The sequence below is a fragment of the Algibacter lectus genome (genome assembly GCF_900112395.1).
GTDB classification, from domain to species: Bacteria; Bacteroidota; Bacteroidia; order Flavobacteriales; family Flavobacteriaceae; genus Algibacter; species Algibacter lectus.
The window spans coordinates 41085-53620 of sequence record NZ_FOLN01000012.1; the positions used below are offsets into that span (position 1 = coordinate 41085).

The following is a 12536-nucleotide window of genomic DNA, read 5'->3' on the forward strand; positions in this document are numbered from 1 at the left end:
TTTATGCTGCTGCTAAACGTGTTTTTCTTTTCAAAACAACAAAAACAAGAATAGATAAAATACCAAAAAGTGAAAATCCAATAAACAGTGGTAAAACCGATGTTTTTACAAAAGTGCCAATATAATGTGCAATAGGTACCGCTAAAACAGTTGATAAAAAACCATTTATTGCAGCTCCAATTCCTGCAATATGCCCGATAGGTTGCATGGCTAATGCTCGTAAATTTCCAAATAAAAAACCAACAGCAAAAAACTGTAAAGCTAAAAATGAGATAAGAGTATAAATACTTGGGTTTTGTCCAGATGAAAATAAAACCACATATAATACCGAAATAAAAGCATAAGCTAGAGTAGAGTAATATGCAATTTTCATCATGCCAAATCGCTCAACAAGTTGGCTATTTAAAAATGTGGCAAAACCAATAGAGATCGCAAGACTGGCAAAAATATATGGAAACATTTCAGCTAAATCATATTGCTCTTGAAAAATTTGTTGCGAGGTACTTAAATATACCATAAACGAGCCGGTAATAAAACCTGAAACTAGAGTAAATGCTACAGATTCTTTATATTTAAAAAACTCTTTAGCTCCATTTACAAATAGATGCGAAGAGAATTTTATACGTTTTTCTTTTGGTAAAGTTTCGGGTTGTCTCAGCCAAAACCAAATCATGATGATTAAACCAAAAATTAGGTTGAAGTAAAATATAGCTTGCCAATTAAAAAGGTTCATTAAAAATTGACCAAACATAGGAGCTATAACCGGGACTAAAATGAAAAACATAACTACAAAAGATAAAATTTTAGCCATGTAATCGCCACTAAATTCATCACGCACCATAGAGGTACTTAAACTTCTTGGTGAAGACAAGCCAATACCTTGTAGAATACGTCCAAAAAGCATCATTTCGTAACTTTCTGTTGTTACACAAATAATACTGGCAATAATAAAAACAATAAACCCAACGTAAACAATGGGTTTACGACCAAAACTATCTGAAATAGGTCCAAAAATAAGTTGGCCAAAACCGATGCCTAAAAAAATCATGGTGATCAAAAGCTGATTCTGGCTTGAGCTTGTAGCGCCTAGCGAGGCTCCAATTTCGGGTAAAGCTGGCAAAAGCGCATCGATCGTTAAGGCAACAATAGACATTAAGGATGCCATTAAAGCCACGAATTCAAACTTTACTTTTTTGATTTTTTCCATCGGGCAAAGGTAAAATATTATAAATCTACAGGTATTCAATTAACATTTATTAACGTTATAATATTATCACTAAATTTGATTCGAATAATTACATATAAATGAATATAAAACCGCTTTTAGATTATATAGAAAACCACGTAGATTTAACGCCTAAAGAAGAAGCGTTTTTAAAGTCTAAAGTGGTTTGTAGAAAATATTTAAAAGGGCAATATATTATACAGCAAGGCGATGTGTGTAAACATGTTTGTTTTGTTATTTCGGGTTGTACCAAAACCTTTTATTTAGATAGAGAAGGTCAGGAGCATGTGTTATCTTTTGCAATAGAAAATTGGTGGACTTCCGATATGGGGAGTTTTATTTCGCAAACACCTGCCGATTATAATGTGCTATGTTTAGAGAATACAGAAGTTGTTATGTTTCTTTACGATAATTCGGAAATATTATATACCGAAATACCTAAACTAGAACGGTTTTTTAGACAAATAGTGGAGCGTGCATATACAGCTTCGCAAAAGCGAATTGTGCGCAGTTTTAGTCTTACTGCTAAAGAACGTTATATAATCTTTAAAAAAGAATATCCAAAAATCGAAAAACGTATTCCGCAATATTTAGTAGCATCATACCTTGGTATTACTAAAGAGTTTCTTAGTAAAATTAAAAGTCAGCTGGCTCAAAAAAGCCAATAATTCTTCATCTTAAAAAAAATATAACTTCAGAGTAAAAGTAAATGTTAAACTAGATTAACATCATTTAATAATCTACTTCAATGTATAGTTTTTAAAAGCGTCGCACCTTTGTGGTATAATATATAAACAGATAAATAAATTTATATCACAATGAAAAATTCAATGAAAAATATAGCACTTGTTGCTTTTGTAGCGCTTTTTACATTTTCTTTTACAACTATTGAAAAGGATAAAAAAGAGATTAAAACAGAAAGTAGTAAAGTGGTTTGGAAAGGTTATAAAGTTACAGGTTCTCACGAAGGTACTATCGATATTAAGTCTGGTGCTTTAGATTTTGATGGCGATAAATTAATTGGCGGAAACATCACTATAGATATGACAACTTTAGTATCTACCGATTTAGAAGGCGAGTATAAAGGAAAACTTGAAGGTCATTTAAAATCTGATGATTTCTTTGGTGTTGATACTCATAATACATCAACTTTAGAATTTACAGAGGTCAAGGCTTCAGGTAAAAACTCGTATGATGTTACTGGAAAATTAACCATTAAAGGAAAAACAAATTCAGTAAAATTTACAATTTCTATTTATGGAAATAAAGCAACCGCAAACTTAAAAGTAGATAGAACGAAATACGGTGTAAAGTATGGTTCTGCAAGCTTTTTTGATGATTTGAAAGATAAGGCTATTTACGATGAATTCGATTTAGTTGCCGATTTAGAGTTTTAATAGCAGCCTAATTTTTTAGGTAAAAGAGAAAGACGTTCAGTAATGAACGTCTTTTTTTGTTTTTAAGGTTTCTCTTTTAGATAATGAAAAGCCTATCTTTGAAAATCTATTAAAAGAAACTTCATTTTATGTCATTTAAAAAACTAATTGAGCCATTAAAAGATACGCTTAAAACCAAAGGCATTGAAACGCCATTGCCTCTTCAAAAGAAAATTTTGTCCAGAATTAAAGGTGGTTCGAGCATGTATGTTTATGCGCCAAAAGGTTCAGGGAAAACATCGAGCATAATTATAAGTGTTATTCAGAAACTGAAAAACGCTCATGAAGATGCGCCACGAGCCCTTATTTTTGTAAAAGACAAGCAAACAGCATTAGATTTGGAGTTAGAATTTAATAGCTATAAGCGTGGTACCGATTTGCGTGTTTATTGTGCTTACGATGAAAAAAATATTGACGATCAACGTGATGAAATCTATTACGGTACCGATATTGTAATTGCTACACCAAAGCGATTGAATAGATTGTTTTACTTAAATGCAGTAAATTTAAATAGACTACAAATGTGTATTGTAGACGACTCTGAATTTTTATTTAGAAATAATAATTTAGCTGAAGTAACTAGAACGCCAGAAAGTATTGGCAAATGTCAATATTTAGTATTTGCTGAAAAACCGGACGCTAGATACGCGCGCTGGCAAGATACCTTTATGTATAATGCCGAGATTGTAAATATGTTGTAGTGTTACAACGGAATATTACCGTGTTTACGTTTTGGAACGTTAACTTCTTTATTTTCTAACATAGCAAAAGCTTTAATTAATTTTCTTCTTGTATCTTCAGGAAGAATAACCTCATCTATAAAACCACGTTGAGCAGCACGGTATGGATTTGCAAATTTTTCGGCGTATTCGGCTTCTTTTTCTGCAAGTTTTTCTGAAGGATTCTCGGCATTAGAAATTTCTTTTTTAAATATAATTTCACTGGCACCTTTGGCTCCCATAACAGCAATTTCGGCACCTGGCCAAGCAAAGTTTAAGTCGGCTCCAATGTGTTTAGAATTCATAACATCGTAAGCGCCACCATAAGCTTTTCTGGTAATTACGGTTACTCGTGGCACTGTAGCTTCACTTAAGGCATATAACAGTTTAGCACCATTTACAATAATACCATTCCATTCTTGGTCTGTTCCCGGTAGAAAACCAGGCACATCTACTAGCACTAACAATGGTATATTAAAACAATCGCAAAAACGTGTAAATCTTGCTGCTTTTTTAGAACTGTTTACATCTAAAACTCCTGCAAGAAATTGCGGTTGGTTGGCAACAATACCAATACTTTTTCCGCCTAAGCGAGCAAAACCTACAATAATATTTTCGGCATAATCTTTATGTATTTCGTAAAAAGAATCGGTGTCGATAATTCCCGAAATAACCTGATGCATGTCATAAGGTTTATTTGAGTTATCAGGAACAATAGTGGCGAGCACATCTCGAACTTCATCTTGTAAATTATAATCTAAAGGCTTTGCGGTTTCGGTGTTGTTTTGTGGTAAATAACTTAAAAGTGTTTTTAAATCATCTAAGCATTCAATGTCATTTGCTGAGGTTTTATGAGCAACACCCGATTTGGAGGCATGGGTTTGTGCGCCACCCAAATCTTCACTACTTACTTCTTCATTAGTTACCGTTTTTACAACATTTGGACCCGTAACAAACATGTAGCTTGTGTTTTCTACCATTAAAGTGAAGTCCGTCATGGCAGGAGAATAGACTGCTCCACCAGCACAAGGCCCCATAATAGCCGAAATTTGAGGAATAACTCCCGAGGCTTGTACATTTCTGTAAAAAATATCGGCATAGCCACCAAGTGAGCGTACACCTTCTTGAATTCGAGCGCCACCAGAATCATTTAAACCGATAATAGGAGCGCCTACTTTTACAGCCAAATCCATTATTTTACAAATCTTTTCAGCATGAGTTTCCGATAAGGCACCACCAAAAACAGTAAAATCTTGGGCGTAAATATATACCAATCTACCATTAATAGTGCCATAGCCTGTAATAACACCATCGCCATAATACAATTGGTTTTCCATACCAAAATCTGTGGTTCGGTGCGTTACCAATGCACCAGTTTCTTCAAAAGAACCTTGGTCCATTATGTAATTTACACGTTCTCTCGCGGTTAGTTTTTTCTTGGCGTGTTGTTTATCTATGCGTTTTTGTCCGCCGCCTAAATGAGCTTCGGCAATACGTTTGTTGAGTTGGTCTACTTTTGAATCCATGGCTTTTTTGTTATTCCGAGGTTTTAATGTTGCCTACTTAATAGGTAATCGTAAAATCTTCTGGTCTTCTAAATATTGTTTAACGGCAATGAGTGCGGCAATTTTGGCTTCAGTTTCCGATTCAGCTTTAATAGCTTCCGGATTATAATGTTGTTTTACAAAATGCGTATCGAAATTTCCAGATTGAAAAGCCTCATGGTTACAAACAAACTTTCCAAAATTTAATGTGGTTTGTACGCCTTCAACGTGATAATTATCAATAGCTTTTATCATTAACTGAATGGCTTCTTCTCTCGTTTTTCCGTAGGTTATTAATTTTGCCAACATGGGGTCGTAATAGATAGGGATATCCATGCCTTGCTCAAAACCGTTGTCTACTCTAATGTTATCACCTTCGGGTAGTTTGTAAACTTCTAAGTTACCTACGCTTGGCAGAAAATTATTTAATGGGTCTTCGGCATAAATCCTTAACTCTAATGCGTGGCCTTTAATTTTTAAATCGTCTTGTTTTATTTGAAGTGCTTCGCCTCGTGCAATTTTTATTTGTAGTTCAACTAGATCCACTCCAGAAATAAGTTCCGTTACCGGATGTTCCACTTGCAAACGTGTATTCATTTCTAAAAAATAAAAATTTTGATTTTCATCTAATAAAAACTCAACAGTTCCTGCTCCCAAGTAATCACAAGATTTGGCCACTTTTATAGCGGCTTCTCCCATTTTTTCACGAAGTTCTGGCGATAAAATACATGATGGAGCTTCTTCAATAACCTTTTGATGACGGCGTTGTATGCTGCATTCTCTTTCAAAAAAGTGCAACACATTACCATGACTATCCGCCATAATTTGAATTTCTATATGTCGTGGGGAACTTATATATTTCTCAATAAAAACGGAGCCGTCTCCAAATGCAGATGTGGCTTCGCTTATAGCGCGATTCATCTGCGATTCTAAATCGGCTTCTTGCTCTACAACGCGCATGCCTTTTCCGCCACCACCTGCCGATGCTTTTATTAAAATAGGAAAACCAATTTCTTTTGCAATGGTTTTCGCTTTTTCAACATTGGTTATGGCTTCGTCGATTCCTGGAACCATTGGGATATTATAATGCTTTACGGCATCTTTTGCAGCTAATTTACTCCCCATTATTTTAATGGCTTTCGATTTTGGACCAATAAAAATAATGTTGTTAGCCTCGCATGCTTCCGCAAAAGCGGCATTTTCACTTAAAAAACCATAGCCAGGATGTATGGCATCGGCATTAAGGCTTTTAGCAACTTCAATAATTTTATCGGCTCGTAGATATGATTGGTTGGATGGTGGTTCGCCAATGCAAACGGCTTCATCTGCAAATTTAACATGTGGTGCATTTCGATCTGCTTTAGAAAATACGGCTACTGTTTTTATACCCATTTTCTGAGCCGTTTTCATTATACGAATGGCTATTTCTCCTCGATTTGCAATTAATATTTTCTTCATGTTTTATATTAATTATTCAAATTCAATTAATAAATAGTTTTTTTCTACGGCATCACCTTTTACAGCAGAAATCGATTTGATAATTCCGTCTCGTGGTGAAGTAATTATATTTTCCATTTTCATGGCCTCTAATATTAATAGCGGATCGTTTTCTTTAACCTCTTGTCTTGTTTTAACAAAAACCTCTAAAATTAATCCAGGCATTGGCGCTTTTAATTCATTAATGTGTTTAGAAGCGTTGTTTTCAAACCCCATTTCTGTTATTAATCTATCTAAATCGTCAGAAATTTCAACTCTATAAGTGCTGTTATTAACTTGTATAGTATAAGTTTTATTTAAGAAATTGCTTTCTGAAATTTCAACTTGATACGATTTGTTATTATGAAGAATGTGTCTGCTGTTTTCGGAAGTATTTATAGCATCTAGTTGGTATGTATCTTCTTTCGAAATTTCAAAAACCTGATTATTGTTCACTTTCGTTATAAACTGTTTACTCATAAAATCCAGATTAGTTTGTAGTAAATATAAGGATTTTAAGATTCAATGTTATGTTTACTTTATTGAATCAATAAAAGTATATCAAGATGTTTAAAAAGTAATTAAATCACTTTCGGACTTATATTTTTTAGAATGAGTTTACTTTTATTAGAGGAAAATTATGTTATAATTCAATTTTAAAATGAGAGTTTTCTTGATGTTGTTTTATTGCTTTTTTAGAAAGTAAAATTCCGATAAAAAGTGAAACGAAAGCACCTATCCAAATTCCTGGAATAAAATCGATGAATAAAAAGAAATCATAAGCACCATGAAAAATTACAGCGAGTAGTAAACCGGTTAAGTTTAAAACTATTTTGTTTTTAGAGAATTTAGCTTTTCCCATAAAATAGCCCATTAAAATGCCAAAAGTAGCATGCGCAGGAATTGCTGTTATGGCACGTAAAAAAGCTGTTTCAAAACCACTGTCAAAAACATAAACAATGTTTTCGGTAGCAGCAAAACCCATGGAGACCATTACAGCATATACAATACCATCGAATGGTTCGTTAAAAGCTTTTTGAGTTTGAGCAAAATAGCGCACAATAACGTATTTGCTGAATTCTTCGGTTAAGGCAACAACCAAAAAGGCTTTTATAAATAATTGAAGTAGACTCGTGTGGTCGTCTAGTGGTAAAATATAATCGAAAACGTAATACATTAACGAGGTAATAATAATGCTAATTACGGCGCCTAATAAAAAAGCGATAAGCATAAGCCGCTTTGGTTCTTTCTCGTATTTATCTTTTATGTAGATGTAAATAATAACTAGAAAAACAGGTGCAATTGCCGAAAGTAGTAATGCCATTAAGGTGTTTTTTAAATAAGATTTTCGATAAGTAAATTAAATTTGTGCTTTTATTTTATCGAGTACAAATTGATAGTATGCTTTGTTTGAGGGGATAAAATGATTGTCGGTACTGTTTTCTAAGTGTAATTTAAACTGACTGAAAGAAACGAGTTTTAATGCTTCAACTTCTTCTTCTTGTGCAGTAAGTTCTGTGATGTCGACTTTTAGTTCAGCAATAAAAACATGGTGAAATTCATTATCATGGATAGCTCCATCTGCATAAGCTGTTAAATGTTTATTAACGCCTATTTTAATTAAATCAGTTGGTTTAAGTAATAAACCTAATTCTTCTTGAGTTTCACGTATGGCAGCGGTTTCTATAGATTCGCCGGCATCAATATGGCCAGCAGCCGATACATCCCAAAGTAGCGGGTAGATGGCTTTTTTATGAGAGCGCTGCTGGAGCAAAATTTCACCTTGACGCGTAAACAACCAAAGGTGAATGGTATTGTGAAACCATCCGTTTTTATGAGCTTCAGACTTTAAAGCTACTTTACCTGTTTGGTCACCATTTTCGGATACAATATCGATATATTCGTCCATAAACTAAGATTAAAAAAGCCTCATGTAAATGAGGCTTTTTTGTGTTATATTTAAATGTAATTAGTCGAAATAACTAAATGTTTCTCCATCTTTAATGTTTAATAACGTTTCATAAATCATTTTAATAACGTTTTCAACATCATCTCTATGTACCATTTCTACAGTAGTATGCATGTATCGAAGTGGTAAAGAAATTAAAGCAGAAGCTACGCCTCCATTGCTGTAAGCAAAAGCATCGGTATCTGTTCCTGTGGCTCTAGAAAGTGCAGAGCGTTGAAAAGGAATGCCTTTAGCCTCGGCTGTTTCTGTAATTAAATCGCGTAATTTTTGTTGTACTGCAGGAGCATAAGCAATTACAGGTCCGCTACCAATTTGTAAGTCACCTTGAGATTTCTTTTCAATCATTGGTGTGGTTGTATCGTGTGTTACATCGGTAACAATAGCCACATTTGGTTTAATGGTTTGGGTAATCATTTCGGCACCACGTAAACCAATTTCTTCTTGTACAGAATTTGTAATGTATAGTCCAAATGGTAATTCTTTTTTATTTTCCTTTAGTAAACGAGCTACTTCAGCAATCATAAAACCACCCATACGGTTATCTAATGCACGACACACAAATTTATCGCCATTTAAAATATGAAATTCATCCGGATACGTAATTACACAACCAACATGAATGTTTAATTTTTCTACCTCTTCTTTAGTTTTGCAACCACAATCGATAAAAATATTGTCAGGTTTTGGAGCTTCTTCGTTCGCTTTATTTCTTGTGTGTATGGCTGGCCAACCAAAAACACCTTTTACAATACCATTTTTAGTATGGATATTTACAATTTTACTTGGTGCAATTTGATGATCACTACCACCGTTTCTAATCACGTAAATAAGTCCGTCATCAGAAATATAATTAACATACCACGAAATTTCATCGGCATGACCTTCAATCACAACCTTGTATTTTGCATCCGGATTAATTACCCCAACCGCAGTACCATAGGTGTCTGTGATAAAAGTATCTACATACGGTTTTAAATAATCCATCCATATTTTCTGTCCTTCCCATTCGTATCCGGTAGGAGCTGCATTATTTAAATATTTTTCAAGAAAGTCCATAGACTTTTCGTTCAGTATACTCTTCTTTGCCATTTTATTAAGTTTTGCACTAAAATAATAATATAAATAGAAAAAAAATGTTTTAAAGGGAGTAAATTATTAATTTTGACATACTAATTATCTTGTGATATTTTGACGACATTTTTTAAATACATATTCTTCATATTCCCGATGTTACTTATCGCGCAAGTTAGCGATGTGGAGCAAGATACTACTGTAGGTAAATATTTAATAATAAAAGGCGATAGCATTCCGCGAACCACTATAGATTTAGATGCTGTAATGATTTTACCTCGGCTTAAATTTGAGAATAGAGAGGCACGTATTCGGTATTTAATTTTGCGCCGAAAAACGTTAAAAGTATACCCGTATGCAAAAATGGCTGCAGATCGATTAGATTCACTAACTAAGCATTTAGCGACACTTACTAAAAATCGGGAAAAGAAAAAGTATACTAGAAAAATACAGAAATATATTGAAGGTGAATTTTCAGATGAATTAAAGAAAATGAGTCGTACTGAAGGGCAAATACTCGTGAAATTAATACATCGACAAACCGGAATTACTACGTTTGAATTAGTGAAAGAATTACGAAACGGTTGGCGTGCCTTTTGGTATAATACCACGGCAAGTATGTTCGATATTTCACTAAAACGAGAATTCGATCCTGAAAATGAAAAAGAGGATTATTTAATTGAAGATATCCTACAGCGAAACTTTCAAAGCGGACGATTAGTGCGTCAAAAATCGGCTATTCCGTTCGATTTTTATACCCTAACAGAAAAGTGGCGAAACACACCCGAAAAACCATAAATTATGCGAATTCAAACACCTTTTGAAGAAAAACTGAATGCTCTAACCCATGGTATTGGTGCTGTTTTAGGTGTTGTAGCGTTAATTTTATTGATAAAATATAATGCGCACAAAACGCCATGGAGTTTGTTTAGCGTTATTGTTTATGGCATTTCTATTATTGTTTTATTTACCGCATCAACATTGTACCATTCTGTTATAAAAGAGAAGCAAAAACATATATTCCGGATTATAGATCACATTAGTATTTACGTACTTATAGCCGGAACTTACACACCTGTTTGTTTAATTACACTCGACCAAAGTTTTGGGTGGCCAATGTTTTGGGTTGTTTGGGGTATTGCTCTTTTTGGAGTTGTTTTAAAAATTTTCTTTACAGGAAGGTTTGAACTCTTTTCAACCTTACTATATTTAGTCATGGGTTGGCTTATTGTTTTCGATTTCACATCTTTATCTGAAGGCATAGGAAGCGATGGAATTTTGTTTTTGTTTGCAGGCGGTTTATCTTACACCATCGGTATTATTTTTTATGCCATTCAAAAAATTCCATACAACCATGTTATTTGGCATTTGTTTGTTCTGTCGGGAGCCGTTTTTCATTTTTTCATGATTTTTAATTACGTGATATGATAGCAGTTAAAAGTGCAAAAACTCAAGAGGATTTTAAGTTAGTAGAAACCTTAGCGAGCCAAATTTGGCATCAGCATTATCCTGATATTATCGGTTTAGAGCAGGTAGAGTATATGCTAGCAAAATTTAATTCCGCGAAAGCGATTGAAGATCAGGTGGGTTTAGGTGCGCAGTTTTACTGTTTAACCCATAACGAAACACCTGTTGGTTATATGGCAATTAAGCCAGAAGGCGATTTTTTATTTTTAAGTAAATTGTACGTTGCAGAAACTTCTAGAGGAAAAGGTGTTGGTCGGGTTGCTTTAAATTTTATAGATGAAGAGGCAAAAAAACAACAACTTTTAGGCATAAGGTTGAAGGTGAATAAATATAATACAGCATCTATTGCAGCCTACGAAAAATTAGGCTTTAAAAACGTAAAAGCATCTGTTACCGATATTGGAAACGGCTTTGTTATGGACGATTTCGAAATGGAAAAGTTGTTTTAGTTGAAGTGTTAACCTTCAATAACATCTTTGTATTCCTCGAAAAAAGCTTCAAATAAATTCATGTTTACATTAAAAAACTCCATCACATCGCGCCATGTGTTTTTGTTGTGGATAGAAACTTTTTGTTCTAACGGAACATAAATTCTCGAAATTTCTTTTTCATTATCTAAAAAATAAGCTTCGTTGTAAATGGCGTCAGGCAAGTATTCATCTAACAAAATAGATTTTAAAGCCTCTAGTTTTTCCCAATGATTAATGCGGTGTTCCAAATCGTCTTCAAGATCTAAAGCGATTAAAGCACTTCGGTTATCAAAATGAAATTTAAAGCTTAACCCTTTTAATTTTGTGTTGTATAAAATCCACTTTCGTGGGAAAGATTTTCCGAAACTGGTCCAGAATTCTTCTCTCATTTTTCTTGATTCTTCTTTACTAAACATTTAAAATATATGTTTTCTAATTTCCGCGAAAGCGAAAATCTTATTAATTTTTATCGTTTTCTACTCACAGTCAGACCGTCACGAATAGGTAAAACAACGGTTTCTATTCTTGGGTCTTCTTTTAAAAGTGTGTTGTAATCCAAAACAGCTTTAGTCGATTTATCTTTAGGGTCTAGAGGCTCGATTACTTTACCATGCCACAACACATTATCGGAAATAATGATACCACCGGGATTTAGCTTTTCAATAATTAAATGAAAATAATTGACGTAGTTAGGTTTATCGGCATCAATAAAAATTAAATCGAAAGTTTTATCGAGCGTTGGAATAATATCAATAGCATTACCGAGATACTGAAAAATTTGGTTTCCGTATTCCGATTTATCGAAATATTTACGTTGAAAATCAAATAGTTCCTCATTCACATCAACAGTGTGTAACTCACCATCTTTTTGTAAACCTTCAGCTAAACATAAAGAGGCGTAACCTGTAAAAGTGCCGAGTTCCAAAATGTTTTTTGGGTTTTTAAGTTTAGAAATCATGCTTAAAACGCGCCCTTGGTAGGGACCGCTGAGCATAATAGGCTGTAAAATTTTCTGATACGTTTCGCGGGTAAGTTGCTGTAATAATGAAGGTTCGTCTTCAGAATGGTTTACAACATAGGCGTCTAATTCTTCGGGTAAAAAGTGCATTTAGAATTTGTTCTTTTCGTAATGAATAAAACACAAAAGTATTACTTTTTT

15 protein-coding genes are annotated in these 12536 nt (G+C 33.8%); 6 read left to right on the plus strand and 9 right to left on the minus strand.

All coding sequences use genetic code 11. From position 1 onward, the window contains the following. Window position 1: 1 nt before the first annotated feature. Window positions 2-1207 (minus strand): multidrug effflux MFS transporter, encoded by a 1206-nt coding sequence (locus BM246_RS16985; RefSeq protein ID WP_074939617.1) that lies wholly within the window; start codon window positions 1205-1207, stop codon window positions 2-4. Between the two features lie 98 nt (window positions 1208-1305). On the opposite strand from BM246_RS16985, the gene BM246_RS16990 reads away from it, so the two are divergent. The 3 genes from BM246_RS16990 (at window position 1306) to BM246_RS17000 (ending at window position 3362) form a co-directional block, all read left to right on the plus strand. Beyond that, window positions 1306-1893 carry a Crp/Fnr family transcriptional regulator gene (locus BM246_RS16990; RefSeq protein ID WP_042499841.1) on the plus strand — a complete coding sequence of 196 codons (588 nt, stop codon included), beginning with the start codon at window positions 1306-1308 and terminating at the stop codon, window positions 1891-1893. A gap of 150 nt (window positions 1894-2043) precedes the next feature. Then, a complete protein-coding gene (locus BM246_RS16995; RefSeq protein WP_074939619.1) occupies window positions 2044-2622 on the plus strand; it encodes a YceI family protein in 579 nt (192 codons plus the stop codon). Between the two features lie 128 nt (window positions 2623-2750). Continuing rightward, window positions 2751-3362, plus strand: coding sequence for a DEAD/DEAH box helicase (locus BM246_RS17000; RefSeq protein WP_042499837.1), 612 nt, complete (start codon window positions 2751-2753; stop codon window positions 3360-3362). 2 nt (window positions 3363-3364) lie between these two features. Here BM246_RS17000 and BM246_RS17005 read toward each other — a convergent pair whose 3' ends face one another. The 6 genes from BM246_RS17005 to BM246_RS17030 form a co-directional block, all read right to left on the minus strand. Continuing rightward, window positions 3365-4906, minus strand: coding sequence for an acyl-CoA carboxylase subunit beta (locus BM246_RS17005; protein ID WP_074939621.1), 1542 nt, complete (start codon window positions 4904-4906; stop codon window positions 3365-3367). Window positions 4907-4939: 33 nt separating this feature from the next. Further along, window positions 4940-6382: an acetyl-CoA carboxylase biotin carboxylase subunit gene (accC, locus tag BM246_RS17010; protein ID WP_074939624.1), complete on the minus strand. Its 1443-nt coding sequence runs from the start codon at window positions 6380-6382 to the stop codon at window positions 4940-4942. A gap of 12 nt (window positions 6383-6394) precedes the next feature. Continuing rightward, window positions 6395-6880 (minus strand): acyl-CoA carboxylase biotin carboxyl carrier protein subunit, encoded by a 486-nt coding sequence (locus tag BM246_RS17015; protein ID WP_074939626.1) that lies wholly within the window; start codon window positions 6878-6880, stop codon window positions 6395-6397. A 163-nt stretch (window positions 6881-7043) separates the two neighbouring features. Beyond that, entirely contained in the window at window positions 7044-7724 is a 681-nt protein-coding gene (locus BM246_RS17020; protein ID WP_042499831.1) for a PrsW family intramembrane metalloprotease, read from the minus strand. Window positions 7725-7760: 36 nt separating this feature from the next. Then, entirely contained in the window at window positions 7761-8309 is a 549-nt protein-coding gene (locus tag BM246_RS17025; protein ID WP_074939629.1) for an NUDIX hydrolase, read from the minus strand. 60 nt (window positions 8310-8369) lie between these two features. Next, complete coding sequence (locus BM246_RS17030) at window positions 8370-9458, minus strand: M42 family metallopeptidase (RefSeq protein WP_042499830.1); 1089 nt, start codon at window positions 9456-9458, stop codon at window positions 8370-8372. Window positions 9459-9596: 138 nt separating this feature from the next. Here BM246_RS17030 and BM246_RS17035 point away from each other — a divergent pair, with 138 nt between their 5' ends. The 3 genes from BM246_RS17035 to BM246_RS17045 are packed head-to-tail and all read left to right on the plus strand — an operon-like array spanning window position 9597 to window position 11356. Then, window positions 9597-10238 (plus strand): DUF4294 domain-containing protein, encoded by a 642-nt coding sequence (locus BM246_RS17035; protein WP_042499828.1) that lies wholly within the window; start codon window positions 9597-9599, stop codon window positions 10236-10238. 3 nt (window positions 10239-10241) lie between these two features. After that, on the plus strand, window positions 10242-10868 hold the full coding sequence (gene trhA / locus BM246_RS17040; RefSeq protein WP_042505706.1) for a PAQR family membrane homeostasis protein TrhA: 627 nt from the start codon (window positions 10242-10244) through the stop codon (window positions 10866-10868). Continuing rightward, complete coding sequence (locus BM246_RS17045) at window positions 10865-11356, plus strand: GNAT family N-acetyltransferase (RefSeq protein ID WP_074939632.1); 492 nt, start codon at window positions 10865-10867, stop codon at window positions 11354-11356. Before trhA ends, BM246_RS17045 begins: the two co-directional genes overlap by 4 nt. 8 nt (window positions 11357-11364) lie before the next feature. Here BM246_RS17045 and BM246_RS17050 read toward each other — a convergent pair whose 3' ends face one another. Together BM246_RS17050 and BM246_RS17055 are read right to left on the minus strand one after the other, a co-directional pair. After that, window positions 11365-11793 (minus strand): DUF4268 domain-containing protein, encoded by a 429-nt coding sequence (locus BM246_RS17050; RefSeq protein ID WP_074939635.1) that lies wholly within the window; start codon window positions 11791-11793, stop codon window positions 11365-11367. A gap of 50 nt (window positions 11794-11843) precedes the next feature. Continuing rightward, entirely contained in the window at window positions 11844-12485 is a 642-nt protein-coding gene (locus BM246_RS17055; protein ID WP_074939638.1) for an O-methyltransferase, read from the minus strand. Window positions 12486-12536: the final 51 nt, after the last annotated feature.

Bases quoted from the DNA above. Each gene is read 5' to 3' on its own strand.
- accC (WP_074939624.1), bottom strand. From the start codon at position 6,382: ATGAAGAAAATATTAATTGCAAATCGAGGAGAAATAGCCATTCGTATA.
- BM246_RS17005 (WP_074939621.1), bottom strand. From the start codon at position 4,906: ATGGATTCAAAAGTAGACCAACTCAACAAACGTATTGCCGAAGCTCAT.
- BM246_RS17035 (WP_042499828.1), top strand. From the start codon at position 9,597: ATGTTACTTATCGCGCAAGTTAGCGATGTGGAGCAAGATACTACTGTA.
- BM246_RS17020 (WP_042499831.1), bottom strand. From the start codon at position 7,724: ATGGCATTACTACTTTCGGCAATTGCACCTGTTTTTCTAGTTATTATT.
- BM246_RS17025 (WP_074939629.1), bottom strand. From the start codon at position 8,309: ATGGACGAATATATCGATATTGTATCCGAAAATGGTGACCAAACAGGT.
- BM246_RS17055 (WP_074939638.1), bottom strand. From the start codon at position 12,485: ATGCACTTTTTACCCGAAGAATTAGACGCCTATGTTGTAAACCATTCT.
- BM246_RS17050 (WP_074939635.1), bottom strand. From the start codon at position 11,793: ATGTTTAGTAAAGAAGAATCAAGAAAAATGAGAGAAGAATTCTGGACC.
- BM246_RS17015 (WP_074939626.1), bottom strand. From the start codon at position 6,880: ATGAGTAAACAGTTTATAACGAAAGTGAACAATAATCAGGTTTTTGAA.
- BM246_RS16990 (WP_042499841.1), top strand. From the start codon at position 1,306: ATGAATATAAAACCGCTTTTAGATTATATAGAAAACCACGTAGATTTA.
- BM246_RS17030 (WP_042499830.1), bottom strand. From the start codon at position 9,458: ATGGCAAAGAAGAGTATACTGAACGAAAAGTCTATGGACTTTCTTGAA.
- BM246_RS16995 (WP_074939619.1), top strand. From the start codon at position 2,044: ATGAAAAATTCAATGAAAAATATAGCACTTGTTGCTTTTGTAGCGCTT.
- trhA (WP_042505706.1), top strand. From the start codon at position 10,242: ATGCGAATTCAAACACCTTTTGAAGAAAAACTGAATGCTCTAACCCAT.
- BM246_RS17045 (WP_074939632.1), top strand. From the start codon at position 10,865: ATGATAGCAGTTAAAAGTGCAAAAACTCAAGAGGATTTTAAGTTAGTA.
- BM246_RS17000 (WP_042499837.1), top strand. From the start codon at position 2,751: ATGTCATTTAAAAAACTAATTGAGCCATTAAAAGATACGCTTAAAACC.
- BM246_RS16985 (WP_074939617.1), bottom strand. From the start codon at position 1,207: ATGGAAAAAATCAAAAAAGTAAAGTTTGAATTCGTGGCTTTAATGGCA.